Raw genomic sequence first — 24,368 nt, 5'->3', positions numbered from 1 at the left:
AACACCTGTTGTTGGCAGGAGGCGGAGAAATGAGTCTGTTATGGATTTTTTATCATAAAAACTATCAAAAAATAAAACTGGATGATCAGAACAGCCGCACGCTCACAATCGGGCCGGATTTGAAACATTCTGTCACGATCAAGCATTTTTCTTTTGAAAAAGGCCCGGTGGTACTGGAAAAGCAGAAGGACTCAGACGCTTTCAACGCGCAGCTGGGAGGGGAGACTGTCTCTTCTTTAAAGCTTGGTGGAAAGGCGTCCATCCAAAGCGGCGCTGAACAGCTGACGCTTTTTTTAGCCGAAGAATCCGACAGCGTTCCCGCCTACTATTTGGGAGAGCGGCAGGAAGTCGTCATTTCTTCCCTCGATCAAGAAGCGGATGTTTATTTCCATGAAACGGATTCATTCTTTGGAGAAAAAGGTACGTTCTCCTTCATCCGCCTCGACGGGCGATGGAATGTCCTGCCGAATGGCGCCAAAATTTATTTGAACGGAGAAGAAGTGTCCGCTTCGGTCTCTGTGCAAAATGGAGACGAAATCGCATTTGGACTGAATATTCTTCGCATCGTTGAAGATGACCTCTTGGAAATCGAGGGGTTCGGGCAGTATGATACGTCTTTGGAGAACATTCTCAAGCCGAGCTCCGAGACAAAAAATAAATATCCGCACTACCGCAGGCCGCCGAGAATGATTTACGACCTGCCGGATGAAAAGATATCCTTCAGCTTCCCGGCGCAGGAAAGCGACGGAGACAACAGAGGCTTATGGCTGATGATTCTGCCTCCGATCGTCATGCTGCTCGTCATGGGGATCGTGGCGCTCATTCAGCCGCGGGGAATCTTTATCATCGTCTCCCTTGCGATGTTTATGATGACGCTGATTACGTCAACCGTGCAGTACTTCCGCGATAAAAATCAGCGTAAAAAAAGAGAAGAAAAAAGAGAGCGGGTCTACACCCTTTATCTTGAAAACAAAAAGAAAGAGCTGCATGAACTTGCAGAAAGGCAAAAGTTCGTGCTTGATTTCCACTTTCCTACATTTGAGAGAATGAAATATTTAACAAAGGAAATCAGCGGACGAATTTGGGAAAAATCGATTGAAAGCGCTGATTTTCTGCAAATCCGCCTTGGAACGGGAAACGTTGCATCTTCATACCAAATCAATTTGAACGGCGGAGATTTGGCCAATCGCGATACAGACCATCTCCTCGAACAAACGCAAAAAATGGAAGAGGTCTACAGAGAGCTGAAAAATGCGCCGATCACCGTGAATCTCGCCGAAGGCCCGATGGGCGTCGTCGGAAAATTGTCCGTCGTCAAAAATGAAATTCATCAGCTTGTCGGCCAACTCGCATTTTTCCACAGCTATCATGATTTGCGCTTTGTCTTTATTTTTGACGAAGCCGAGTATCAAGAATGGGAATGGATGAAGTGGCTCCCGCATTTTCAGATGCCTCATATTTATGCGAAAGGGTTTATTTATAACGAACAGACGAGAGATCAGCTCCTTTCAAGCATATATGAGATTTTGAGAGAACGGGATTTAGATGAAAATAAAAAGAAAACACTGTATAAGCCGCACTTTGTGTTTATCATCACAAATCAGCAGCTCATCGCAGAACACGTCATTTTAGAATATTTGGAAGGCAAGCAGAAAAACCTCGGAGTGTCGACAATCGTGGCGGCAGAGACGAAAGAAAGCCTGTCCGAAAACATTCATACCCTTGTTCGTTATATTACTGAACAGGAAGGCGACATTTTGATCAAGCAAAAGAAAGCCGTCCAGATCCCATTTCAGCTGGATCATCACAATAGGGAAGACAATGAACTGTTTTCCCGGACGCTAAGAACGCTTGACCACCAGACGGGCATGACGAATTCGATCCCTGATACCGTATCGTTTCTCGAACTGTTCCAAGTGAAGGAAGTCGATGACATCGGAATCGGCCAAAAATGGCTGACAAGCGAATCGGCCAAATCTTTGGCCGTGCCGATCGGCTATAAAGGAAAAGACGACATTGTTCATTTGAACCTTCATGAAAAAGCACACGGCCCCCACGGGCTGCTTGCCGGAACGACCGGTTCGGGTAAAAGTGAATTTTTGCAGACTTATATTTTGTCTTTGGCGGTTCACTTTCACCCGCATGAAGTCGCATTTTTGCTAATCGACTACAAAGGGGGCGGAATGGCGCAGCCGTTCCGGAACATTCCCCATTTGCTCGGAACGATTACAAACATTGAAGGCAGCAAAAACTTCAGCAACCGGGCGCTGGCGTCCATTAAGAGTGAGCTGAAGAAAAGGCAGCGGCTCTTTGATCAGTACAAAGTCAACCATATCAATGACTATACAAAGCTTTACAAACAGAAAAAAGCGAAAACGGCCATGCCGCACCTTTTCTTAATCTCAGACGAATTTGCCGAGCTGAAAAGCGAAGAACCGGAATTTATCCGCGAGCTTGTCAGCGCGGCAAGGATCGGCCGAAGCCTCGGGGTGCACTTAATCTTGGCGACGCAAAAACCGGGCGGCATCATCGACGACCAGATTTGGAGCAACTCCAGATTTAAGGTCGCCTTGAAGGTGCAGGATGCGAATGACAGTAAAGAAATCCTTAAAAACGGGGATGCGGCTACCATCACGGTAACAGGCCGCGGTTATTTGCAAGTCGGCAACAATGAGGTGTATGAACTGTTCCAGTCTGCATGGAGCGGCGCCCCTTACATGGAGGACGGCTACGGCACAGAGGATGAAGTGGCGATCGTCACAGACACCGGATTAATTCCTTTGTCAGACGTTGATGCCGATCGCGCTGCGAAAAAAGAGGCCGTGACGGAAATTTCCGCCGTCGTCGAACAAATTGAACGGATTCAAGCGGAAATGGGAATCGAGAAGCTTCCGAGCCCTTGGCTGCCGCCGCTTGAAGAGCGCATACCGAAAACGCGCTACCCGTCTGAGGAAGCGGATGCCTTTAACTTTGCTTATATCGATGAACCTGAAAAGCAAAGCCAGGAGCCGATCAGCTACCGCATGATGGATGACGGCAATATCGGCATCGTCGGCTCGTCAGGCTACGGAAAATCCCTGACCGCCACGACGTTCATGATGAGCTTTGCCGAACAATATACGCCGGAAGAATTGCATTACTACATTTTCGATTTTGGCAACGGAACGTTGCTTCCGCTTGCAAGGCTTCCGCACACCGCGGATTATTTCCTGATGGACCAAACGAGAAAAATCGAGAAATTCATGGTCCGGATCAAGGCGGAAATCGAGCACCGGAAAAATCTCTTCCGTGCAAAAGAAATCAGCCATATCAAGATGTACAATGCGCTGAATGAGGAAAAGCTGCCGTTTATTTTCATAACGGTCGACAACTTTGACATCATTAAAGACGAAATGCATGAACTTGAAAGCGAATTTATCCAGTTTTCACGCGACGGCCAGTCGCTTGGAATTTATTTAATCCTGACCGCGACAAGGGTCAATGCGATCAGACAGTCGCTCTTGAACAACCTGAAAACGAGGGTTGTCCACTACCTGATGGATCAGTCTGAAGCATATTCGATCATCGGAAGGCCGGAATTCAGCCTTGAACCGATCCCTGGACGCGTCATTATCAATAAAGAAAACCAATACTTCGCACAAATGTTTATGCCTGTGGAAGCGGACAACGATATCGAGCTGTTTGAAGGGATCAAAGCCGACATTCAGGCGATCGCAGAACGCTCGGAAGGTATGAGAAAGCCGGCGCCTGTGCCGATGCTGCCGCTCGAGCTTTCCGTCACGCAGTTTGTGAGAGATTATCCGCTGCAGCCTGAAAGAGGCCTTATTCCAATGGGGCTCGATGAAGAATCTGTCGAACCCGTATACTTTAACCTTGAGAAAAATAAGCACTGCCTCATCATGGGTCAGACGCAGCGCGGAAAAACAAACGTCATCAAGATCATGCTCGAGCACCTGCTTGACCATGACACGAAAAAAATTGCCGTGTTTGATTCGATAGACAGAGGGCTTTCTCAATATGCGACAGAGGATCAAATCAGCTATCTTGAAACGAAAGACGACATTATGCTCTGGCTGGCTGAGACGGAAGAAATTTGCCGGACAAGAGAAGCGATGTATTTGGAAGCCGTTAAACAAGGCGAAATCGACAACCTTGATTTTTCACCGATGGTCTTTATCGTCGACGGACTTTCACGGTTCCAGCAGACGATCGACGCATCGATTCAGGACAAAATGGCGATGTTCATGAAGTCTTACGCCCATTTAGGCTTCCACTTTATACCTGCAGGTAATCACAGCGAGTTCACAAAAGGCTATGATTCGCTGACAAGCGAAGTCAAGCAGGTCAGACACGCCATGCTATTGATGAAAAAATCCGAGCAGAACTTGATTCAGCTCCCATATGAACGCCAGGAGCCGGAAATTCTCCCGGGCTTTGGTTATATCGTTGAAAACGGCAAAGAGAGGAAAATTCAAATTCCTTTATGTGCCGTAGAAAGGAAGAAAACGAAATGACGGAACAACAAAAAAGCACGCTGAAAATTATCAGCGCCATCGTCACGGTCATCTTGCTGCCCGTCTTGTTCTTTCATTTCATCGGTGAGAACCCGACGAAAAAGGTATCGAACGCGACAAGGGAAATCGCTGTCGTCAATGAAGATACCGGCATTTTGAAAGATGACGGAACCGTTGATCAAGATGCGCTGCTGGGAAACGAAATCTCGGCCTCCCTGGTTGACCGTCCGGACTATAAATGGACGGTCGTCAACCGGAGTGCAGCAGAAAGCGGACTTGCGGAGAAGCAATACGATGCGATTGTCTACATTCCGTCGGACTTTTCGCAAAATATTTTAAGCTACAACCATGAGCGTCCGCAAAAAGCGGAGCTGGAATTCAAAATTCAGGACCAGCTTGACGCCGTCAACAAGGAAAAAGTCCAGCGCGAACTTCAAGACGCGCAAAAAACGGTGAGTAAAAAAATGTCTTCCCTGTACTGGCGCTTTGTCAAACAGGGAGTCAAAAAGGTCAGAAAAGAGTTTGACAGCATCGTAAACAAAGAATCAGAGTTCCAAAACGCGATGTACAATTTCTACAAGCCGAGCTCCAACAATTTAGCGGGCGAAGTAGAGAGACAAAAAGAGATGATCGACAGACTGAAAGAGTCGATCAATGAAACAGAAGGCACATCAAAAGAGCGCAACGCAAGCGTCGAAGACTCCAAAAAACAATTGGACAGCTTCGTCGACAACGTCAATCAGTACAAGCAATATCAAGAAAAGCAATCGGAACTGCTGATGGCTGCACAAGCGGACAGTGAAGGCCAGATCCAAGACGGCCTTACGGTCATTAAGGAAAAGCAGTCCATCGTTGCTAATCGCTTCAGTGATAAAATGAGCGGAATGACGACGGCATTTGGAAATTTACAGAATCAGTTTGGATTAGCTGTGAATTCGAATGATAATTTGCAAGAATACCGGTATAATTGGGTTCCGCAGGATCAGCTTGGTAAGATAAGCACTTTACAGAGTGAATTGATTTCTAACTATAAAAGAGAAGCTAGACAAGTGACAATAAATAATATTGAATCTAATTCTGACATGTTAAAGTATCGTGCGGAATTGTTTAAACCTGATAATAAAGAAACGCCAAAAGATGAAGACCCTGAAGATGATGGAAAAGATGATTCAGGTGAAGATGACGATAGTAAAAATATCGAAATAAATTTAGACAATGAAACAGCTGAGCTTGAGAAAATTTCAAAAGAATTAGAGGAATTGTCTAATAACATTCAAACACCAAATAAAGAAGAGCCAGAACCTCCTTCATCTGGGGAGTCAGAAGCCAATACTTCGGATCCCGCAAATACAGGTCAAACAGACGAAAATAATGTTGATGATACAAATAATGAAGATCCGCCTTCTGCAGGAGAAAGTCCTGATGAACAAGACAGTAATAATCTTGAAGAGTTAAAAAAAGAGTTGAATACGATCTCTGTAAACATTGCAGATGTAAAGTCAAACATTGATCAAAAAACAAAAGAGCATAATGAAGAACTTAAGAAAAAAATTGATAATTTAGATGAAAAAGTAACGAAACTAAATGATAAAATTGATGAATTAAATAATACTGTAGATAAGCTGAATAAAAAGTTTGAAGAGGAAAGAGACAACAATTTTAAGAATATATGTAATAATATAGTGAAGCTCGAAAATGAGTTGAAGGATTATGATATTAGCCCTGAAGTGAAAAAGGTTTTTGAAAATCAGGATTTTGTTAATAGAGACATTAATCAATTAATGGATTACTATAATCTATTATCAGTCTATCATGCTACAGTAACAGGGAAATTCAAAGCGAGTTCATCGCTTGAAGAAGGAATGCTCCAAAATAGCAAAGATAAAGTTGATACCGTCCTCAGAGTCGATGAAGACGAAAACACAAAATGGGAAAACCTAAAAAACAACATGCTAGCCACTAGCGAAGATGTTGAAACTTACACAACAGACATGACCGATTTCGTCAAAAGCTACGGCGATTTCATTAGTGAGAAGCAGACCGACGTGCTAAATGAACTCAGCACGATTTCAGAACGAGCAAATGCCGTATCTGAACAGCTGCGCAATCCGGAAGGCGCCGGAACGGCGGTCATGCAGGGAGACGCGACAGATGGAACGATGGTCATCAGCATGCAGGATACGCTTGGAAATGACATTTTGCAGCTGTCTAACATGCTCGGTTCCTTGTCGGAAACGCAATCAGGCGTCATCGAGTACACGGGCAATATTCAGGAAAGTGTAAACGATGTTCAGAAAAAAGCGGATACCCTGAATTCAAACTGGGGCCAAAATGTCGCGACGACAAAACTGATCCGCGGAGACGTGTATGGCATTCTCGGCAATGCGTTCGGAGGAAACGACGGATATGTATACGATCATCTGGCAAGTCCGGTGAAAATCAGCGGGGATGTTCCAGAGTCGAAAGCGCAAAACGTACCGCCGGTCGTCATTCTCGTGATTGTGATGCTTTCCAGCTTGCTGATCGGATACTTCAGCCATCATTATCAAAATGCTCCGCTCTTAGTCAGAGGCGCGCTGTTTGGCATTTTGAATATTATTGTCGGACTGATGATCAGCCTGTTCGGTTTGAACATTTACTCACTCGCAGACGATCAGGCCGTCATGTGGTCGGTCTTTACGATCTTGCTGCTGGTCGCAAGTTCAGCCATCATCCGGACGGCGTTTATGCTGGGATCGATTGCAGGCGGAATCGCAACAGCCGCTATGGTGCTGTTCTATGTGGCGCCGCTGCTTGACTTGGCGATGCCGAATTTCAGCTTTAACAATCCGGTATCAGCCGTATATATGTCGATTCAGTACGGAACTGGAAGCCAGTTTGCACTCGGAATCGGAGCATTAATTTTAATCACGATCATCGCGATTGCTGTTCCTTTTATTATCGATTTTGCAAAATCAAGAACAGAAGAAAGCGAGACTGACCATGATGCTTAATGCGAAATGGGGAAAGAAGGGGATCATGGCAGTCATGCTCTCCTTCTTTCTTTTCACTCCGATCGTAAAGGCGGAGGAAATCGATAAAGTCGATGTCAAGCCGAACGAGTATGAAAAGCAGGATATTAAAATCGAGACGGACTATCTTCAGGAAGAAGAGACGGAATACAAAGAAGAAATATCAATTCCAGAAGAACTGAAGGAATTCTCATTTACAGATTCGAAAAAAGAAGATGCCATCGAAAAGCTGAAAAGCTTGTCCGGAAGCTTCACGAATGAAAGCAATTCCGTGGCGTCAAAGCTGAAACAGCTTGACCTGTCATTCTCGGCAAATCCGTCCTTATCGGGACGGGAAGATGATGCTGCGGAAAGCCGGCAATCCATCTTCCTGCCGATCTTGTACGGTCTGCTGATCCTCTTATGCATCGCCGGTCTGTTCTTTTTGATTCCGAAAGTCAGCGGCCAGCAGAAAAAATAGGAGCGCTCAACAATGAAAAGTCCGAGGTTTTATAAGGTGCTGTCTGCATGGCTAGCTTTTGCATTGGCGGCGATTTGGTTATTAATGCTTGTGGCAGTACACGGGCTGCTCATATTAGAATCCATTTTCTATTACATTGTAGTCATCTGCACATTAGGCATCATTTTACTGATATACCCCTCGCTGAGGGAGGAACACGACCAGGCAATGGCGGACTTTGTCCACTACGGTTATGGCTTGCTAGGCTCGAGTGTGGCACTTGCCATCATGATCTTTGCTTTGATTCGCGTTTTAAAAGGGAAATGCGGTTCATGGACGCAAGGTCTGCTTGTTTTGGGGGCCGCTCTTCAGCTGATTGTGTTCGAATGGTTCAGTTTACTGACGGCGGTTTTTTACGTGCTCGCCGCGTTTCTTCCGGAACAGAAAACCGCTACACTTGAGAAGCAGGCTGATGAATCAGTACAATAATGGATAAGGAGGGACGCCGTATGCATTTATCCATTGTTACCGGAGCGTCAAAAGGGCTTGGCGCCGCGATTGCCGAAGGGCTTTTGCAAAAAGGCCATATTGTTCACGCTGTCTCAAGGACCAAGTCTGAAGTCAGTCATGACAGGCTGATCCAGCATGAGGCCGATCTGACACAGCTCGCCGAAACAGAAAAATGGTTTCGGCAATTGACAGAATCTGTCCAAGCCCGCGATTTTGCTTCGATCACCTTGATTAACAATGCGGGCATGGTGACGCCGATCAAGCGCGCCGGTGAAGCTGAACCGGAAGAGCTGAGGCTGCATTATGACTTGAATTTGTTAACGCCGGTGATTCTCAGCCAGCTGTTTACCAAATGGCTCAAGCCATACAAAGGCAAAAAATCGATTGTCAATATATCATCAGGCGCGGCCAAAAACCCTTATAAAGGATGGAGCGCCTACTGCAGTTCAAAAGCGGGGCTCGATATGTTCACAAAAACATTCGGCTTTGAACAGGAAGATGAGTCTGATCCGGTGAAGATGATTTCTTTCTCACCGGGGATCATGGATACCGGCATGCAAGAGGTTATCCGTTCATCATCGCAAAAAGACTTTCATGAAATTGAACGATTCAAAACCTATCAAACAGAAGGAAAGCTGAGAAGCACGCCTTATGTCGCCGGCGTTCTGCTCGACCTGCTTGAGACCGACTTTGAAAACGGCAGGGTATATGACATTAAAGAGTTTTTGTGAAAAATAAAAAAACAAGCACATCAAATCGATTGTGCTTGTTTTTATTTTATTATTGCGCCAGTTCATATAGCGGAATTTTGAATATGATGTGTCAGATCAATTGAGATTTGCATGAAAATATGTTAGGATTCTAAAAATATATAAAGGAGGGGTTTACATGAGAAACGTAACATTAGTGGATGTATTCACCCATCCAATCGCACAAAAATATTTAACACGCTCCGGTGTAGCTCATGCCGTAGCCTGCGCTTACCACGCATACCGCCTGGCGGTGCGGGCGGGAGTAGACCCTGATATCGCGACAAAAGCGGCTTTGCTGCACGATATCGGCCATTATGAATGGTATACCGACGGGGAATGGGATTATGAAAAATACAAGCAAAACGACATTCACGCGATAAAGGGAGCCGAGCGCGCCCACAAGCTTCTGATCCGCCTCGGCGAAGATCGGAAAGCGGCAAAAGAGATTGCTTTGGCGATTTTGCTTCATACCGATTCCTATTTGCCGGAAGGGGACCTCGATAAAAACAAGCTGCAGGAAATCGTCAAAAAAGCGGATGAGCTGGACGAAGAGCCGGGCGGAAACCACCATTACCGCAAAATCGATCATAAGCTGGCGCTTGAAAAGATCAGAAAGCTTGACCGCATGGTCGATGAATCTTTATCTCCCATGAAAAGAACGGTTTAATCGGACAAAGGGCTGTTTTCAAACTTCTCCCCTTTGTCATTTACATAAATAGAGCGGATGATCGTCCTGTTAAACGGCGAGTTGTCTGCCGTTTTTCCTGAAAGGTCGATCGTCACCGAATACATGCCCGCTTTTTTGAATGACAGGCTGTTTTGCAGCGCATTGATGGAAGCTGGTTTCAGCGACTTTTTCTCGGCTTGTTTTCCGTTTTCGTAGCGGATAGAACGAACGGACGCCTTAACATTCGCAAGATTTGACGATTCTCTGGTAACCGCGTTTTTAATTTGCTCGTTCAGAGGAGAATCGTACGTCACAATGAACAAAAACGCCTCTTTTTGTTTGACGGATGATGCGATCTTCCATGTACCTGCAGCCGGATTTTTAATGGCAGCGGAATGGACGAATCCCCCTTCAAAAACATCCGCCGTCTTTGCTATTGAAAAGTCTTTGAGCGGCTTGCCGCGCGGATCTGTCAATTTGATATTTCCCGAGGAATGATTGCTCAGCCAGTGAACGGTTATTTCCTTGACGCCTTTTTCAACGGCGAATTCCTCTTCTCTCAATCCGTGATTTTCCCCTCCTCTGATGAAAGGGTACGATAGGTTTTCCTTGATGTTAGCTGTCTCATTTGCATATGCCTGAACCGTCAATAAAGGCATAAATACAGGAAATGTGAGGTTTCCTTTAATAATCGAGAAGTGATCCCACTTCCCTGTATTCAGGTTTGTGGCGTAAGGGAGTCTCGCGTTTTTTTCGGTGACGGCTCCGTCATTTTCGCCAAACATGTTTAAATAGACGCCCCCAAAAAATAAAACGCTGCCGAACCCGCCGATTTTATTGCCTGCCAAGGTGAAATATTTGGTTTTCGATCGATTGGGATGATTGTCGGTCTGATCGCGGAACGATTTCATAAACCCCGTTTGGAGCGAGTAAACGGCATCATTTCTTTGGCCTAAAATAGCGGCGAGCCATCCTGCCCAGCTGCTGTAGGCAAGGTCTGCCAGCTGCGAGCCGTGATGGGGGGTTCCGAGCGTAATCACGCGCTCGACATAATGGTATGCGTTGTGATGAATCAGCGCCGATTGACTGTCAATTCCGCCTTTGCTGTAGGAAACGAGAATGACCTTGCGGCCGAAATGCTGGTAGATTTCGCGCAGTTTGGCGGCCAGCATCGCTCCGTTATCCTGCATGTCTTTATCGGGGTGGAGATCGATAAAAGCCGCATTATATCCGTTTTTCCACGCCTGCTCCGCCATGTCATTTTCGTCAAACCAAGCGCTTGAAGAGCCGTTTAATCCATGGACAAATACAATCGGCGGTTTTGCGGGATCAGGATGTTCAACTGGCTCTCCCGCGAACCAGTGGCCCGGATCGCCTCCTCCTCCTTTAAATCCTCCCGCTTTCGATACATTCGGATACACGAGCAGCAAAACAAGCATGAGCAGCACCAGTTTTTTCATCGTTGTTCACCTCATGGTTTTTGTTGTAAGCGTTTTCATCATATTTTCTTGAGGTGAACTTTATACCAACGGACTGAAAAAATTTAGAAAATCTTCATAAACGGGAGGAATATTTACAGTGAAGACCGAAACCGGTATTCAATATGAGGATATATTCCAACCGTCGACATAACCGCCGCATTTTTTCACCTTTTTTGAAGGAAATGAAACTCTTTTCCCCGCCGTCCGTATTGATGATGTAAAAACAGTTGACAGACGATGGTGTCAATAGTAGTTTTTAGAGTAATGAAAACAACCGGGAGGAAACAAAGCTTGTTAAAATCAAAAACCCATTTTTGGACGCTGCAAATTTTATTGGTTCTTCTTATTATTTATGTATCGACAAAAGTGTCTTTTCTTTTCGAACCGATCATTGTATTTGCATCGACTTTATTTACTCCGATTTTAATTGCGGGAATCTTGTATTTTATATTCAATCCGATCGTGCGGTTTCTTGAGAAAAAGCTGCCGAGAACGCTGTCGATTCTGCTGATCTATTTGGCGTTTGTGGCATTGATCGTGTTTGTATTGTCATCTGTCGGTCCCGTGTTTACAAAGCAGGTGACAGATCTGTTTAACAGCATCCCGTCCTACGTGAAACAGATCCAGATTTTCATTAAGCAAATGTCGAATTCGCAGTGGTTCACTTGGATAATGAATCAGGACTTCGTATCGGTTGCCAAAATCGAAAGCTCAATCGGCGAATACCTGACGAGCCTGCCTGAGAATATTACAGGGAGCCTGTCTTCTGTATTCGGCGTTGTGACCAACATTGCGCTCACGGCTGTTACCGTGCCGTTCATCCTGTTTTATATGCTGAAGGACGGCCACCGTTTCCCGAATTTGGCTGTCAAGATTCTGCCTGACAAGTACAAAAATGAAGGGCTGAAAATTTTTAAGGATTTGTATGAGACGCTGGCGGCTTACATTCAAGGACAGCTTATCGTTTGTATGTTTGTCGGAACGGCGTGCTTCATCGGTTTTTGGATCGCCGGTGTGAAATACGCGCTGATTCTCGGCTTGATCATTGCCGTGACGAATATTATTCCATATGTCGGACCGTTTCTTGGAGCGACACCGGCTGTCATTATCGCTTTTCTCGACTCGCCGACGAAAGCATTCATCGCGCTGATCATCGTCGTTGCCGTTCAGCAGACAGACGGAAATCTGCTGTCGCCGCTGATTATCGGCCGCCGTTTGAATACGCATCCGCTGACGATCATCCTTTTATTAATCGGCGCCGGAAGCTTCGGGGGCATTCTCGGCATGATCCTGGCCGTTCCGGCTTATGCTCTGCTCAAGGCTTTTACATTGAATATCGTCCGCCTTGTCCGTTTAAGGCAGAGGTATAAAAAAGAAACGGCGGAAAATGCTGAAGTCTGAACGTTTTGCCCATTTTCACATATGATGCTAATAAATTGAATGGCGGAGGTGTGAAGATGCCGGCGATCGTTGGACCGATTTTTATCAGGCAAGTCGTTGATGACAGCGCAGCCTTCTTTGGAGATGTGTTTGCCATTTCCCCGAAGTGCACGGATTTTTCCGGAGGAGGAGCGGGTGCATTTTTAACAGGGGACTACGGTTTGATACAAAACAATAGCAATAAAACATCCTTCACAGATGCGGATGTGATGGACGGTTCCCAGTCATTGAACCTGTAACAGCCTCTTTTAAAGAGGCTGTTTCTTTTTTATAGTATAATGGGAAAAAAGATAGATAAGGCAGGTGACAAAGATGAAAATCAGGAAGGCAAACATCTTGAACAAAGATCAGATGATCACAGACGTTTACCTCCATGAAAATAAAAAAGAATTTCATACGCTTGTGGCTGTGCCGCAACTGGAGTGGAGTAAGCTGATTTCCTATGAGGAAGAAAAGACAGAGCTCGCCGAAAAGCTTGACCGGTCATTGTCGAAAGTGGCTGAAGCGGATGCGGCCGAGGAGCTGTCCAAAAAGATTGTACAATGGGTGACCGAAATGTAGCCCGGACTCATGCCCGCTGTTTTCATGGGCATACTGATAAAAAAATGCAGCTTTAAAAAACGCTGCCAGCAAGATAAACTGGAGGGTCTAAGACGTGAGCGACCAATCAATGGATCAATATTTACAGCAGGGAATGTACGGACCACGCGAAACGAAGCCGGATGAACGCAGACTGTTTTTAGGCTCGCTGAGGGAACGGGTCATCATCGCATTGACTAAAGGACAAGTGCTGCGTCCGCAGGCATACCGCGAAGTCATTGATGCGCTTGGCTCAAAAGCGGATGCGACATTATTGCTGAACGGTGAAATCGGCTACTCTCATTTATCTCCTTACATCAAGGAGTCCAATAAACAAGGCGTTCCTTTTTCCATCGTGTCCGATCAGCAATCGGATACTCCCCTTGGACTTGTCCTCGCGGCGCGCGAGGCCGTAGAGAAAGAATCGATTTATGTTCAGGACGACATCTTTGAACAGTCGGTTTTAAACAAGAGATGAGGCGCGGGTTTTCGCACGCGTCTTCCACAGGGCGTGCGAACCCGCGGTTTTTGTTTTTTTCTGAAAAAGAAAAAGCCGCTGCTGGCGCGGCTTGGCAGCCATATCCGCTGCATTCGCCATTCACTTGTCCGTTTAGATAAGTTATAATGTTACCTATCATACAAAAGGCGGGGAGGGCGGCAATGAAAAAAGCTCTTATATGTATCGATTATACGAATGACTTTGTCGCAGCTGACGGAAAGCTGACGTGCGGAGAACCAGGCCGGAAAATCGAAGACGCCGTGACGCGTCTCGCGGAAACGTTTATTCAAAACGGCGATTACGTCGTATTTGCAGTCGATTCACACGAGGCCGGCGATTCGCATCATCCGGAAACCCGTTTGTTTCCTCCACATAATATAAAAGGTACATCAGGACAGGATTTATACGGAAAGCTTGAAGCGCTTTATCGAAAACACGAACATGATCAGAATGTCTATTACATGGAAAAAACAAGGTACTCTGCTTTTGCCGGGACAAACCTTGAGCTGAAGCTTCGTGAAAGGGATATTAAAGAACTGCACCTCGTTGGCGTATGCACAGATATATGCGTGCTCCATACCGCAGTAGACGCTTATAATAAAGGGTTTAATCTTGTCATTCATCAAAACGCAGTGGCTAGCTTTAACCCGGACGGGCACGACTGGGCTCTTTCTCATTTTGCAAACACCCTGGGAGCCTCAGTGTCAGATTGAGGAAGGAGAAATGAAGGTTGGAACACCGTTTTACAGACGACAGTCTAGCACTACACACAGACTTATATCAAATTAATATGGCGGAAACGTATTGGCGCGACGGCATTGATCAAAAGAAAGCCGTTTTTGAACTGTTTTTCAGAAAACTCCCTTTTGACAGCGGTTTTGCCGTTTTTGCCGGTCTTGAAAAAGCGATTGAATTTTTGCGGGATTTCAGATTTACTGAAAGCGATTTAGTTTATTTAAAAGAAGAGCTGGGCTTCAAAGATGACTTTCTCAGCTTTTTAAAAGATATGAGATTCACCGGTTCGCTTTATTCCATGCAGGAAGGCGAAATCGTGTTTGGAAACGAACCGATCATGAGGATCGAAGCGCCTTTGGCCGAAGCGCAGCTGATTGAAACGGCTCTGCTCAACATTGTGAATTACCAAACATTGATCGCGACAAAAGCCGCGAGAATCAAAAGTGTGATAGGAGATGAGACGGCGCTCGAATTTGGAACAAGGCGCGCGCATGAAATGGACGCGGCGATGTGGGGAGCAAGGGCCGCGATTATCGGCGGGTTCGATGCGACAAGCAATGTCCGCGCCGGCAAGCGTTTTGACATTCCGGTATCGGGCACGCACGCCCATGCGCTTGTTCAAGCCTACCGCGACGAATACACGGCATTTAAAAAATATGCGGAAACCCATAAAAAATGTGTCTTTTTGGTCGATACATATGATACGGTGCGTTCCGGCATTCCAAATGCAATCAAAGTGGCGAAGGAATTCGGTGATCAAATTGAATTTTCGGGAATCCGCCTGGACAGCGGAGACCTCGCCTATTTGTCGAAGAAAGCGAGAGCCATGCTGGATGAAGCCGGATTTACTGATACAAAAGTCGTCGCTTCAAGCGATCTTGATGAGTATACGATTATGAACCTGAAAGCCCAGGGCGCAAAAATCGACGTCTGGGGCGTCGGCACAAAGCTGATTACCGCTTATGATCAGCCGGCTCTCGGCGCGGTTTACAAACTCGTTTCCATCGAAGAAGACGGAAAGATGGCAGACACGATTAAAATTTCTTCGAATCCGGAGAAAGTGACGACTCCAGGCTTGAAAAAGGTGTACAGAATCATCAATCAGCTGAACCATCATTCAGAAGGCGATTATATCGCTTTGGACTATGAAAAGGTCAATGAACAGGAGCGGCTGAAGATGTTTCACCCCGTTCATACGTTTATCAGCAAGTTTGTGACGAATTTTGATGCGAAAGACCTTCACCAGCCGATCTTTGAAAAAGGCGAGCTTGTTTATGAGAATCCGAGCATTCAGGATATTAAGCGGTATGTTCAAGAAAATCTCAGTTTGCTTTGGGAAGAGTATAAGCGGATCAGCAAGCCCGAAGAATATCCTGTCGATTTAAGCGAAGCTTGCTGGAACAACAAGATGCAGCAAATTCACGAAGCGAAAATCAAGGCGAAAAAAGGTCTGGATCAAGGTTGACTCTGTAAACGATAGTTTTTAATATAACTGGGGATTGAAACAGATAATTTCTTCGGGGATTATCTGTTTTTCAATATTAAGTTCAATATTTGGGCGGATTTTTTAAGCAGCCGGGATTTGCTCATTTATTTGATATACTTAAAAGCGAAGGCACCTCAGTCGCTAGGGGGAAGAAGAATGAGGGTATTCGTTGCCAGACAGCCAATATTCAACAGAAAAGAACAAGTTGTCGCATACGAGCTTTTATACAGGGAAAGCGAGAAAAACTTTTTTTCCGGTATTGACGGTGATCAAGCGACAACAGAATTGATGATTAACAGCTTTTTAAACATTGGAATCGATAAATTGACAGAAGGCAAAAGGTATTACGTGAATTTTACCGAAGGTCTTTTGGCATCAGGGCTGCCGACTTATTTTGATCCGGACCAGCTCGTTGTAGAAATCCTTGAAGATGTGCCGATCACCCCTGAGCTTATCGAAAGGTGCAGGCATTTGAAAAGCCTCGGCTACACGATTGCCCTTGATGATTTTTGTTTAAAACATCGCGTGGAGAGGGACTTGCTCCATCAGCTTTTGGCATCCATTGATATTTTGAAGATCGATTTTTTCAAAACGACGCGGCAGGAAAGACAGAGCATCCTTCGATCATGCCGGAACCACCGTCTGACGTTCCTCGCTGAAAAAGTGGAGACGCGAAAGGATTATGAACAGGCTGCAAAAGACGGATTTCAACTGTTTCAAGGCTATTTCTTCAGCGAGCCCGCTGTGATTGACGGTCAGGACATTACATATCATTTCCATGCTTATTATGAGCTGCTGCATGAATTAAGCGAAGATCAGCCTGATATTGAAAACGTCACAAATATTATAGAACGCGATTTGTCGCTTTCCTACCAGCTGCTGAAGCTGTTGAACTCTCCAGCCAACCGGCCGATTCAAAAGATTAAAAGCATCCGCCAGGCTATCGTGCTTCTCGGATTTAAAGAAATCAAAAGGTGGATCTTCATCCTCTCGTTTAAGGATTTAACGAAAAAGCAAAACTCCAGCAAGAACGAAGTCGTCAAGATTTCGCTGATCCGCGCCAAGCTTTGCGAATTGCTGGCGAAAAAAACGAATCGCCCTCAGCCGGCTTCTTATATGCTGACAGGCATGTTTTCATTTATTGATACACTGCTGCACAAAGAACTGGCGGAAGTCATCAGCGAACTGCCGCTGACGGACGAAGTAGGACAAGCACTGCTCGGCAAAGAAAACGATTATCGAAAAATCTTGCGGCTTGCAAAATCGATCGAACGAAACAAATGGGAAGACAACACGCCAGAAACAGAAGGCTTAACAAAAGATGAAGCGTATCAATGCTATCTTGAAGCCGTTGATTGGTGTCAAAAACTTTTATAAAAAATTCCGGCTCTTTTTTAGGGGCCGGAATTTTTTTGCGCTAAGACCAACGCAATAGCAGGAATATTCTGCTGCGAGGGCTGATGAGTATGATGCGGATGCCGTCGGGATCGAAAGAGGCATCAAGCTGGCTGTGGACGCCGGTTTGCCTGAGCAGGGCAAGGACGGTATTTTTTTGGTTGCTTTGGGCAGCCGTCATGATTTGGTGAGCTAAAGCACGCGATGCTGAAAGCCGGCTTAAAATTCTTTGTCCGTCAGCCATCAAGCCCTCCGCTTCTTTTGCCGAACGCGAAAAGGCGCTGGCTTCAACTTCGGGATAGACCTGCCGGCAGTGGACATGTTGATATGGATACATCCAAAAGCAATAAGGCGGAAGCAATATGAACACCTCTTTTCAATTTTTACGGGTCAAATTGCGGTTTTTGCGGTGTAAGGCGAAGGGATGGTTTTTTTAAAGGACCGAAATGCGTGTCGGTCTATTGCGTGTTTTTCGGTGGTGCATACCCGATCTGCGTTCCGTGAACAATCAAGTTTTTCTATTCCCCGCTAGTTATTACTTTAGACTCAAGGTCGCAAAACGAACAAAAAATAACTGAACTTGTGATGTTAAAGGGATTTGTAAGTGATCTTTATTTGACTCCTTGAAAAACAAACTAAAATTTTATGTTTCATTAGGAATTGTGAACTAACCGCAAAACGTGTAAAATGGGTGTTATGGTCTATTTGAAGTTTGCGGTGTAACGCATGAATTTATATGCAACTTTTCGGTGAAAAATAGACCAATTCCCTTTAAACTTGTATTAACAGATCAAATACCTATGACTCGTTCACTATACACAAATTGATTGATCTTCCAAAAGGAGTGTGGAACCGGTGGAAAAGCAACAAATTGAAGAATTAAAACAACTGCTTTGGCGGCTTGAAAATGAAATCAGAGAAACAAAGGACTCCTTGCGCAAGATTAACAAAAGCATTGATCAATACGATAAGTACACATATCTAAAAACCTCGTAAAAAGACTTGTTTCAGACAAGTCTTTTTTTTTTGTGCAAACGAATCCAAAAAAAGGATAAATTATTATATAATTGTTAAATAAAAAAATTGCTCTGTCAATCGGGAATTTGATTTAGTAAAATATTAAGAAAGGAGGGAGCACCATCTCTAAGCTTTTTTGTCTAGATCACAGTAAAATCAAGCAAAGAATGAATCATTTTATAGACATTGAGATTCCCAACGAGGACTTAAATCGGACGCTGCACGCTTTTCTAGATGCAAAGGACCAGTTGCATTTCAGCGAACTTGCTTTTTATCATTACCAAAGTTTCGGCGGCACGGACACTGATGCGGCGGAAACGCTTGGAGCAGGCATAGAACTCTTGATTCTTGCGTTTGATATATTCGATGATTTAGAGGATGAAGACAGCCCCGATGAACCATGGATGAAAATCAACCGTTCAGTCGCAATGAATGCGGCGACTGCGCTTTATACAATAAGCATTAAAGTGATTAGTTCGGTGTCGAAAGAACCGGTGTTTTTTGAAAAATTGATGGAATATATACTTCAATCGATGCAGGGACAGCATGACGATCTCAGCAACCGGCCTGCCACTGAAGATGAGTGCCTTGACATGATCAAGCGTAAATCCGGGGCGCTGACGGCTTTGCCATGCGTGCTGGGGGCGATGCTTGCCAAGGGCAACTTTGACCCGACGGTTGAAAAGTACGCCTATCAGCTGGGCATTGCTTCACAAATCGAAAATGATTATAAAGCACTTTTTTATGATTCAAAAAGCGATATCGCCAAGAAAAAGCGGACGCTTGCGTACTTATATTTGTCAAGAAAATTTAACCAGCCGTCGATTGATTTGTTAAAAACATTTGAAACTAAGGATAAAATTGCCGATAAAGAAATAAAATGCTATAAAGAGAAATTGAAAGCAGCAGGCGTCACTCAGTATATGTATGTTATGAATCAGCTCGCTATTCAGAAATTTAAAAAGGGAATTGGGGAGCTGCAGTTGGGGGATATGGAGAAAGAACGTTTGATGTCTGCGCTTTTAAACGAGTCTTTACGAGGAGAGTATTATGCAGGAGATCGTGAGTTTTTTGGTTGAACACCCGGAAGTGTTGGAACAGGTTATTGCTGGCAAAGCCAGTCTTATAGGTGTTGATAAAGACCAAGTTTTCAGTTTAATTGAAGGTTTTAAAAGAATTGAAGCAGGTTGGGGTCCTTACCCTAATTTATGGTTCAAATAATGAATAGTAGGGATTTCTAAATGAAGTCATATTATAACAAGGTTTCACTAGTTCTCATATTGTTAAGTTTTATTTATGTTCTCTATGTTTGCTATCTTAGTTTTAATAATAATCTAGTTGGGTTAAAGGTGAAAAATCTTGATGAATACAGTCTTGAAGTTGTGGAAGTGAAAAAACACACTTTAGCCGCTGATTATGCAGAATTAAAAGAAGGAGATATCATTCATAGAATAAATGGGCAGCAGGTTCCATTTAAAAAAGATAAGGAATATACATTGTCAAACGTTTTAACGTTAACAATTGAAAGAAATGGGAAAGTATTTGAGAATGATTCTCTGATATATTTGGATTTAGTCAGTTATGACAGTTTTTTTATATTTATCATTCCGTTGATCTTTTACTTTTTATGTTTAATTTGTGTGTATTTTATTTTTAAAGTAAACAAATCTAAAAATCTTTTCTCAGCATTTTTATTAGTCCTATTTCTGCTTATTACTTCTATAGCTTATGTTAGTGCAGGCGCAGTTGCAAGAGGTGACACTTTCAGTAGATTTGTAAATATACTTACTTTTTTAGCTGTTCCAACTAGCTACTTACATTTTATTTATCGATACTTTAAAGAGATAGGGAAAACATTTTTCAGTAATAAAGTTTTTTTACTTTATTTAATACCATTTATAAACCTCATACTTGAAGCTGGTTTATACTTATTTGAATTTGAGGGAAGTATTCTAAAAAGCATTAACTTATTGTCGTTCTTTATTTCGACGGTTATTGTTTTTATTCTGATTACATATGCCTTAATTAAATTCAAGTATTCTCAACAGTCCTACTTATTGAAAATATTAATGTTGATGAACTTCATTGCATTGGTACCTTTTTTGTTTTTCTATGTACTTCCTATGCTGGTCTTTGGCGATTATATTTTCTCGGCCATTGTTGTGTCCCCGTTTCTGTTGCTGATTCCTTTATCTTTGGTATATCAATTTATGTCTAATAAAATATATGATATTGAATTTTTAATTGGTCGATTGAAATATTATAGTTTTTTAGCGATAATTCCAACTTCTTTAATTATTACTATTTTAGCCATTGTTAAGCATCAAGAAGGAGAATTTTTCACAGTACAGGTTACAATCTTTACATATCTTATCATGGTAGGCGTTTTCTATTTAAAAGAAATTATTGATTTCCGTTTTCGGCTAAAGCGCTTTTCAGAAAAATTTAACTACCAGGATAGTATTTTTAAATTTACTCAAACCATTCGAACATTTACGTCTTTAAATCAAGTTTTAATGGAGTTAAAACAAATCGTTTTGGACGTGCTTCTTGTTAATAATATTTATATGCTCAAAGTAAAAAACGATGGATCGGTATCGATGCTAGAGAATGATGCAGAAGAAAAACCGTGGATCCCGTACGAACAAGAAGTAACCAAGGTCATCACCGACATCGGCAAAATCGTCGAAGTCGACCGCGGATTTTTGATTAAGATCGGTGAACGGGGCGGGACTTCTTATGTCATGCTGTGTTTGTCGGTTTTAAATACGCCTAGGCTGACGCGCGATGAGATTTCGTGGCTTGAGACGCTGGCGTTTTATACGAGTGTTTCCCTGGAAAACGTCTTGAAAATCGGCGAGCTGATGGACCATCTGGAACATGTGAAAAAAGAAGGGCCGAATCCGGCGTGGCTGAATAAATTGATGTTTGCGATTGAAGAGAAGCAGAGATCTGATTTGGCCCGTGATCTTCATGATTCTGTGCTGCAGGACATGATTTCCTTGAAGCATCAAAGCGAGATGTTTCTGGCTGATTTTGAAAAAGATAAAGTCTGTACGAATCAAATCAGGCAAAGGCTCATCAATATGAATGAGCAAATGTCCACCGTCATCCAGACGACAAGGGAAACGTGTCAGGAGCTGAGGCCGCAGCTGTTGTACGATCTCGGACTGGTCAAAGCCCTTTCGAAACTGGCGGCGCAGCATCAGGAGTCCTCATCGATCGATAAGATCCGCCTCAATACGGAAAGGTTCTCAAAGGTGCTCGACCTGGACACGCAGCTGAATTTGTACAGAATTGTGCAGGAGCTTTTAAGCAATGCGGTTAAACACTCGAAAGCTAATGAGGTTTTGATTATGCTTGTCTGCATAAAAGAAAAAGTTGTTCTTCATTATGAAGATGACGGCATCGGTTTTGATCCGGACAAGCTTTATCAAAACAGCGCAAGCATGGGGCTGTCGGGCATTCGCGAGCGAGTCCGCGCGCTGAACGGCAGTCTGGATATACAGACAGCAGAAGGGAAAGGCTTCAGGGTCGCCATTGAAATGGAATTGTAATGTTTAGTTAACATTTTTGCTTGGCATCCGCCAAGTTTTTTCTATAAAATGGTGATAGGGCAAGGTTACGCAAAAGGGAGGAAATTATGAGAAGATTACTTGTGATCGATGATCATCCGGCTGTCATGGAGGGGACGAAGGCAATTCTTGAAACGAACCAGGACTTTGTTGTCGATTGCCTCAGCCCTGAAGCCAGCGAACAATTTCTCAAGAAGCATGATTTTTCTGCGTATGACCTGATCTTAATGGATTTAAATTTGGGTGAAATCAACGGCATGGACCTATCTAAGAAAATCCTTGAGACGTGTTCATCATGCAAAATTATCGTTTACACAGGCTATGAAGTCGAAGATTATTTTGAAGAGGCGATTCGTTCCGGCATGCACGGCGCCATCAGCAAAACGGAATCGAAGGAAAAGATTATAGAGTACATATATCAGGTGCTGGATAATAAAATTGTCGTCGATTATGATTATTTCAAGCAGCTGATTACACAGCAAAAATCGAAGTCAAACAGCCAGCAGACCTAGCACGATCTTTTGACTGAAAGGGAATGCCTGATCTTAAAAGAAGTCGAAAAAGGCTATACAAATCAAGAAATTGCTGATGCGCTTCATTTAAGCAAGCGGTCGATCGAATACAGTCTGACTTCCGTATTCAGCAAACTGAATGTAGGATCACGGACAGAGGCTGTTTTAATCGCGAAATCTGAAGGCGTACTTTGATGAAGGGACGATTGTGATGGAAACGAAACATACACTTCTTGAAGCGTTGGGAATCGAGTTGAAGGAATGCAGCAAAGAGCGCTGTGTTGCCGTCATGCCTGTCGATGAAAGAACGCGTCAGCCTTTCGGCTATCTGCATGGAGGTGCGTCCGTTGCGCTTGCTGAAACGGTGGCAAGCATCGGGGCATATCAGCATATCGATCCAAAAGAGCAGGCATGCTTCGGGCTTGAGATCAACGCCAACCATTTAAAATCGGTGAAAGACGGAACGGTTAAAGCGGTCGCAACGCCTCTGCATGTAGGCAAATCAACAATGGTGTTTCAAATTGAAATACGCGATGAGCAAGACAGCCTGATTTGCACGTCCAGGTGCACGATGGCGGTCATCAGCCGCCCTTCATCGTAAACCAAAAAAACTCGCCTTTTAGGGCGAGTTTTCTTTTTATAAATAGGAATCTTCCTTCTTTTTAATCAGAAAATTTCTGTAGCCTTCATAATCGTCCTGTACGCTTTTCTTTTCCATTTTTACGCCGGTGTTATAGGCGGCCCTTGCGATCAGATGGGCGCCTACAGGAGACGTCAGAAATACAAAGACGATACCGAGCAGCACTTTGGCCGTAATGAAGCCGTGCAGAAACCAGAAGTAAAAGAATACGCCGAGCAGTACGCTGATGATCCCCAATGTCGCTCCTTTAGAAGCGGCGTGGATTCTTGAGTATACGTCAGGCAGCCTCAGCGTTCCAAAAGAAGCGGCTAACGATATCAGTGCGCCAAGAAGGATCAAAACGGCGATAAGCAATTTAGCGGCTTCGATCATTTTCGATAATCTCTCCTTTCTCAAGGAATTTAGAAAATGCGACGGTGCCGATAAAGGCGAGAATACCGATCAAGAGGATGACTTCCAAATATGCTGTCGTATTTAACAGGATGGACACGAGAGCCGTAATTCCGATCAGGTTGATGCCGATCGCATCAAGCGCCACCACTCTGTCCGGGATGCTCGGCCCTTTAATGACCCTCAGGACATACAGAAAAGTGGAGACAGCCAAAATGCCGAGTGACAATTGCAAAATAAATTCAAACATCAGCGGCTTACCTCCTTAATCGCCTCTTCAAACGAAATGCGGATATCACTGATGGCTTTCTCGGCATCATCGATATCGACCGCATGAATATAAAGAATCGAACGGTCATCGGAGATATCGACGACCAATGTGCCCGGTGTCAGCGTAATCAGGTTCGCCAATGTCGTGATTTCCCAGTCCGCTTTAAGGTCTGTCTTGAAGGCGAATATGCCGGGCTTATTTTTTAACCTTGGGGATAAGATCGTCTTTAATACGCTGACGTTTGCGAGAACGAGCTCTTTAATAAAAATAAACAGCAGTTTAATGATCGCCCAAATGTTAATCAAGTAAAAGCGGCGGCGGAAAAAACGCCTCATCAGAAAGAGCGAGAATAATCCGATCACATAACCGACGACAAACCCGGCAGCGGTGTAGTCATTGTTCAGAGACATCCAGCACAACGCAAGAATAAAGTTCAACAATATTTGTAATGCCAT

23 protein-coding genes and 1 pseudogene are annotated in these 24,368 nt (G+C 44.1%); 19 read left to right on the top strand and 5 right to left on the bottom strand.

Annotated elements, in window-relative coordinates:
* The first annotated feature begins 29 nt into the window (after positions 1–29).
* The 6 genes from essC (at position 30) to QMZ64_RS14830 (ending at position 9,893) form a co-directional block, all read left to right on the top strand.
* Complete coding sequence (gene essC, locus QMZ64_RS14855) at positions 30–4,514, top strand: type VII secretion protein EssC (RefSeq protein ID WP_265625784.1); 4,485 nt, start codon at positions 30–32, stop codon at positions 4,512–4,514.
* Positions 4,511–7,507 (top strand): type VII secretion protein EsaA, encoded by a 2,997-nt coding sequence (gene esaA, locus QMZ64_RS14850; protein ID WP_265625785.1) that lies wholly within the window; start codon positions 4,511–4,513, stop codon positions 7,505–7,507. Before essC ends, esaA begins: the two co-directional genes overlap by 4 nt.
* Positions 7,497–7,985 (top strand): type VII secretion protein EssA, encoded by a 489-nt coding sequence (gene essA, locus QMZ64_RS14845; protein ID WP_322784712.1) that lies wholly within the window; start codon positions 7,497–7,499, stop codon positions 7,983–7,985. The genes esaA and essA overlap by 11 nt, the downstream gene beginning before the upstream one ends.
* A 12-nt stretch (positions 7,986–7,997) precedes the next feature.
* Positions 7,998–8,453 carry a hypothetical protein gene (locus QMZ64_RS14840; protein WP_265625787.1) on the top strand — a complete coding sequence of 152 codons (456 nt, stop codon included), beginning with the start codon at positions 7,998–8,000 and terminating at the stop codon, positions 8,451–8,453.
* A 20-nt stretch (positions 8,454–8,473) separates the two neighbouring features.
* Positions 8,474–9,205: a (S)-benzoin forming benzil reductase gene (locus tag QMZ64_RS14835; protein WP_265625788.1), complete on the top strand. Its 732-nt coding sequence runs from the start codon at positions 8,474–8,476 to the stop codon at positions 9,203–9,205.
* Between the two features lie 157 nt (positions 9,206–9,362).
* Positions 9,363–9,893: an HD domain-containing protein gene (locus QMZ64_RS14830; protein ID WP_020452803.1), complete on the top strand. Its 531-nt coding sequence runs from the start codon at positions 9,363–9,365 to the stop codon at positions 9,891–9,893.
* Here the strand turns inward: QMZ64_RS14830 and QMZ64_RS14825 are convergent.
* The gene (locus tag QMZ64_RS14825) at positions 9,890–11,353 is read right to left on the bottom strand and encodes an esterase/lipase family protein (protein ID WP_265625789.1); all 1,464 of its coding nucleotides are present in this window, start codon (positions 11,351–11,353) and stop codon (positions 9,890–9,892) included. The genes QMZ64_RS14830 and QMZ64_RS14825 overlap by 4 nt on opposite strands.
* 312 nt (positions 11,354–11,665) lie before the next feature.
* Between QMZ64_RS14825 and QMZ64_RS14820 the strand changes: the two genes are divergently transcribed.
* The 7 genes from QMZ64_RS14820 to QMZ64_RS14790 all read left to right on the top strand — a co-directional run bounded on the left by QMZ64_RS14820 (position 11,666) and on the right by QMZ64_RS14790 (position 17,490).
* A complete protein-coding gene (locus QMZ64_RS14820) occupies positions 11,666–12,775 on the top strand; it encodes an AI-2E family transporter (RefSeq protein ID WP_165427956.1) in 1,110 nt (369 codons plus the stop codon).
* A 56-nt stretch (positions 12,776–12,831) separates the two neighbouring features.
* The gene (locus tag QMZ64_RS14815) at positions 12,832–13,053 is read left to right on the top strand and encodes a spore germination protein (RefSeq protein WP_265625790.1); all 222 of its coding nucleotides are present in this window, start codon (positions 12,832–12,834) and stop codon (positions 13,051–13,053) included.
* A gap of 73 nt (positions 13,054–13,126) precedes the next feature.
* On the top strand, positions 13,127–13,375 hold the full coding sequence (locus tag QMZ64_RS14810) for a YueH family protein (protein ID WP_152846655.1): 249 nt from the start codon (positions 13,127–13,129) through the stop codon (positions 13,373–13,375).
* Positions 13,376–13,469: 94 nt separating this feature from the next.
* Positions 13,470–13,871 (top strand): YueI family protein, encoded by a 402-nt coding sequence (locus QMZ64_RS14805; RefSeq protein WP_265625791.1) that lies wholly within the window; start codon positions 13,470–13,472, stop codon positions 13,869–13,871.
* A gap of 182 nt (positions 13,872–14,053) precedes the next feature.
* The gene (locus tag QMZ64_RS14800; RefSeq protein ID WP_026580053.1) at positions 14,054–14,605 is read left to right on the top strand and encodes a cysteine hydrolase family protein; all 552 of its coding nucleotides are present in this window, start codon (positions 14,054–14,056) and stop codon (positions 14,603–14,605) included.
* A gap of 17 nt (positions 14,606–14,622) precedes the next feature.
* Positions 14,623–16,092 carry a nicotinate phosphoribosyltransferase gene (locus QMZ64_RS14795; protein WP_023856157.1) on the top strand — a complete coding sequence of 490 codons (1,470 nt, stop codon included), beginning with the start codon at positions 14,623–14,625 and terminating at the stop codon, positions 16,090–16,092.
* A 177-nt stretch (positions 16,093–16,269) separates the two neighbouring features.
* The gene (locus tag QMZ64_RS14790; protein WP_265625792.1) at positions 16,270–17,490 is read left to right on the top strand and encodes an EAL and HDOD domain-containing protein; all 1,221 of its coding nucleotides are present in this window, start codon (positions 16,270–16,272) and stop codon (positions 17,488–17,490) included.
* A gap of 40 nt (positions 17,491–17,530) precedes the next feature.
* Here QMZ64_RS14790 and QMZ64_RS14785 read toward each other — a convergent pair whose 3' ends face one another.
* On the bottom strand, positions 17,531–17,878 hold the full coding sequence (locus QMZ64_RS14785; RefSeq protein WP_265625793.1) for a YuzC family spore coat inner layer protein: 348 nt from the start codon (positions 17,876–17,878) through the stop codon (positions 17,531–17,533).
* A 485-nt stretch (positions 17,879–18,363) separates the two neighbouring features.
* Here QMZ64_RS14785 and degQ point away from each other — a divergent pair, with 485 nt between their 5' ends.
* The 6 genes and pseudogenes from degQ to QMZ64_RS14755 all read left to right on the top strand — a co-directional run bounded on the left by degQ (position 18,364) and on the right by QMZ64_RS14755 (position 23,213).
* Complete coding sequence (gene degQ / locus QMZ64_RS14780; RefSeq protein WP_003184860.1) at positions 18,364–18,504, top strand: degradation enzyme regulation protein DegQ; 141 nt, start codon at positions 18,364–18,366, stop codon at positions 18,502–18,504.
* A 188-nt stretch (positions 18,505–18,692) separates the two neighbouring features.
* Entirely contained in the window at positions 18,693–19,604 is a 912-nt protein-coding gene (locus QMZ64_RS14775; RefSeq protein WP_265625794.1) for a polyprenyl synthetase family protein, read from the top strand.
* Positions 19,576–19,746 (top strand): competence pheromone ComX, encoded by a 171-nt coding sequence (gene comX, locus QMZ64_RS14770; RefSeq protein ID WP_020452790.1) that lies wholly within the window; start codon positions 19,576–19,578, stop codon positions 19,744–19,746. The genes QMZ64_RS14775 and comX overlap by 29 nt, the downstream gene beginning before the upstream one ends.
* Before the next feature lie 20 nt (positions 19,747–19,766).
* On the top strand, positions 19,767–22,082 hold the full coding sequence (locus QMZ64_RS14765; protein ID WP_025809738.1) for a sensor histidine kinase: 2,316 nt from the start codon (positions 19,767–19,769) through the stop codon (positions 22,080–22,082).
* Between the two features lie 86 nt (positions 22,083–22,168).
* A pseudogene (comA, locus tag QMZ64_RS14760) lies at positions 22,169–22,807 on the top strand (two-component system response regulator ComA).
* Positions 22,808–22,823: 16 nt separating this feature from the next.
* Positions 22,824–23,213, top strand: coding sequence for a hotdog fold thioesterase (locus tag QMZ64_RS14755; RefSeq protein WP_144498842.1), 390 nt, complete (start codon positions 22,824–22,826; stop codon positions 23,211–23,213).
* Positions 23,214–23,249: 36 nt separating this feature from the next.
* Here the strand turns inward: QMZ64_RS14755 and mnhG are convergent, their stop codons facing one another.
* The 3 genes from mnhG to QMZ64_RS14740 are packed head-to-tail and all read right to left on the bottom strand — an operon-like array spanning position 23,250 to position 24,368.
* The gene (mnhG, locus tag QMZ64_RS14750) at positions 23,250–23,624 is read right to left on the bottom strand and encodes a monovalent cation/H(+) antiporter subunit G (protein WP_265625795.1); all 375 of its coding nucleotides are present in this window, start codon (positions 23,622–23,624) and stop codon (positions 23,250–23,252) included.
* Complete coding sequence (locus tag QMZ64_RS14745; protein ID WP_003184842.1) at positions 23,608–23,892, bottom strand: Na(+)/H(+) antiporter subunit F1; 285 nt, start codon at positions 23,890–23,892, stop codon at positions 23,608–23,610. The genes mnhG and QMZ64_RS14745 overlap by 17 nt, the downstream gene beginning before the upstream one ends.
* Entirely contained in the window at positions 23,892–24,368 is a 477-nt protein-coding gene (locus QMZ64_RS14740) for a Na+/H+ antiporter subunit E (RefSeq protein ID WP_265625796.1), read from the bottom strand. Before QMZ64_RS14740 ends, QMZ64_RS14745 begins: the two co-directional genes overlap by 1 nt.

It is taken from the genome of Bacillus sp. LB7, assembly GCF_030449715.1.
GTDB lineage: Bacteria > Bacillota > Bacilli > Bacillales > Bacillaceae > Bacillus > Bacillus paralicheniformis.
Note: the sequence above shows the minus strand (reverse complement) of the source record. Positions and strands in the feature narration are given on the sequence as shown.

Excerpts from the sequence above, each read along its gene's own strand:
- essC (WP_265625784.1), top strand. The coding sequence starts at position 30 with ATGAGTCTGTTATGGATTTTTTATCATAAAAACTATCAAAAAATAAAA.
- esaA (WP_265625785.1), top strand. The coding sequence starts at position 4,511 with ATGACGGAACAACAAAAAAGCACGCTGAAAATTATCAGCGCCATCGTC.
- essA (WP_322784712.1), top strand. The coding sequence starts at position 7,497 with ATGATGCTTAATGCGAAATGGGGAAAGAAGGGGATCATGGCAGTCATG.
- QMZ64_RS14840 (WP_265625787.1), top strand. The coding sequence starts at position 7,998 with ATGAAAAGTCCGAGGTTTTATAAGGTGCTGTCTGCATGGCTAGCTTTT.
- QMZ64_RS14835 (WP_265625788.1), top strand. The coding sequence starts at position 8,474 with ATGCATTTATCCATTGTTACCGGAGCGTCAAAAGGGCTTGGCGCCGCG.
- QMZ64_RS14830 (WP_020452803.1), top strand. The coding sequence starts at position 9,363 with ATGAGAAACGTAACATTAGTGGATGTATTCACCCATCCAATCGCACAA.
- QMZ64_RS14825 (WP_265625789.1), bottom strand. The coding sequence starts at position 11,353 with ATGAAAAAACTGGTGCTGCTCATGCTTGTTTTGCTGCTCGTGTATCCG.
- QMZ64_RS14815 (WP_265625790.1), top strand. The coding sequence starts at position 12,832 with ATGCCGGCGATCGTTGGACCGATTTTTATCAGGCAAGTCGTTGATGAC.
- QMZ64_RS14810 (WP_152846655.1), top strand. The coding sequence starts at position 13,127 with ATGAAAATCAGGAAGGCAAACATCTTGAACAAAGATCAGATGATCACA.
- QMZ64_RS14800 (WP_026580053.1), top strand. The coding sequence starts at position 14,054 with ATGAAAAAAGCTCTTATATGTATCGATTATACGAATGACTTTGTCGCA.
- QMZ64_RS14790 (WP_265625792.1), top strand. The coding sequence starts at position 16,270 with ATGAGGGTATTCGTTGCCAGACAGCCAATATTCAACAGAAAAGAACAA.
- QMZ64_RS14775 (WP_265625794.1), top strand. The coding sequence starts at position 18,693 with ATGAATCATTTTATAGACATTGAGATTCCCAACGAGGACTTAAATCGG.
- comX (WP_020452790.1), top strand. The coding sequence starts at position 19,576 with ATGCAGGAGATCGTGAGTTTTTTGGTTGAACACCCGGAAGTGTTGGAA.
- QMZ64_RS14765 (WP_025809738.1), top strand. The coding sequence starts at position 19,767 with ATGAAGTCATATTATAACAAGGTTTCACTAGTTCTCATATTGTTAAGT.
- QMZ64_RS14755 (WP_144498842.1), top strand. The coding sequence starts at position 22,824 with ATGGAAACGAAACATACACTTCTTGAAGCGTTGGGAATCGAGTTGAAG.
- mnhG (WP_265625795.1), bottom strand. The coding sequence starts at position 23,624 with ATGATCGAAGCCGCTAAATTGCTTATCGCCGTTTTGATCCTTCTTGGC.
- QMZ64_RS14745 (WP_003184842.1), bottom strand. The coding sequence starts at position 23,892 with ATGTTTGAATTTATTTTGCAATTGTCACTCGGCATTTTGGCTGTCTCC.
- QMZ64_RS14740 (WP_265625796.1), bottom strand. The coding sequence starts at position 24,368 with ATGGCATTACAAATATTGTTGAACTTTATTCTTGCGTTGTGCTGGATG.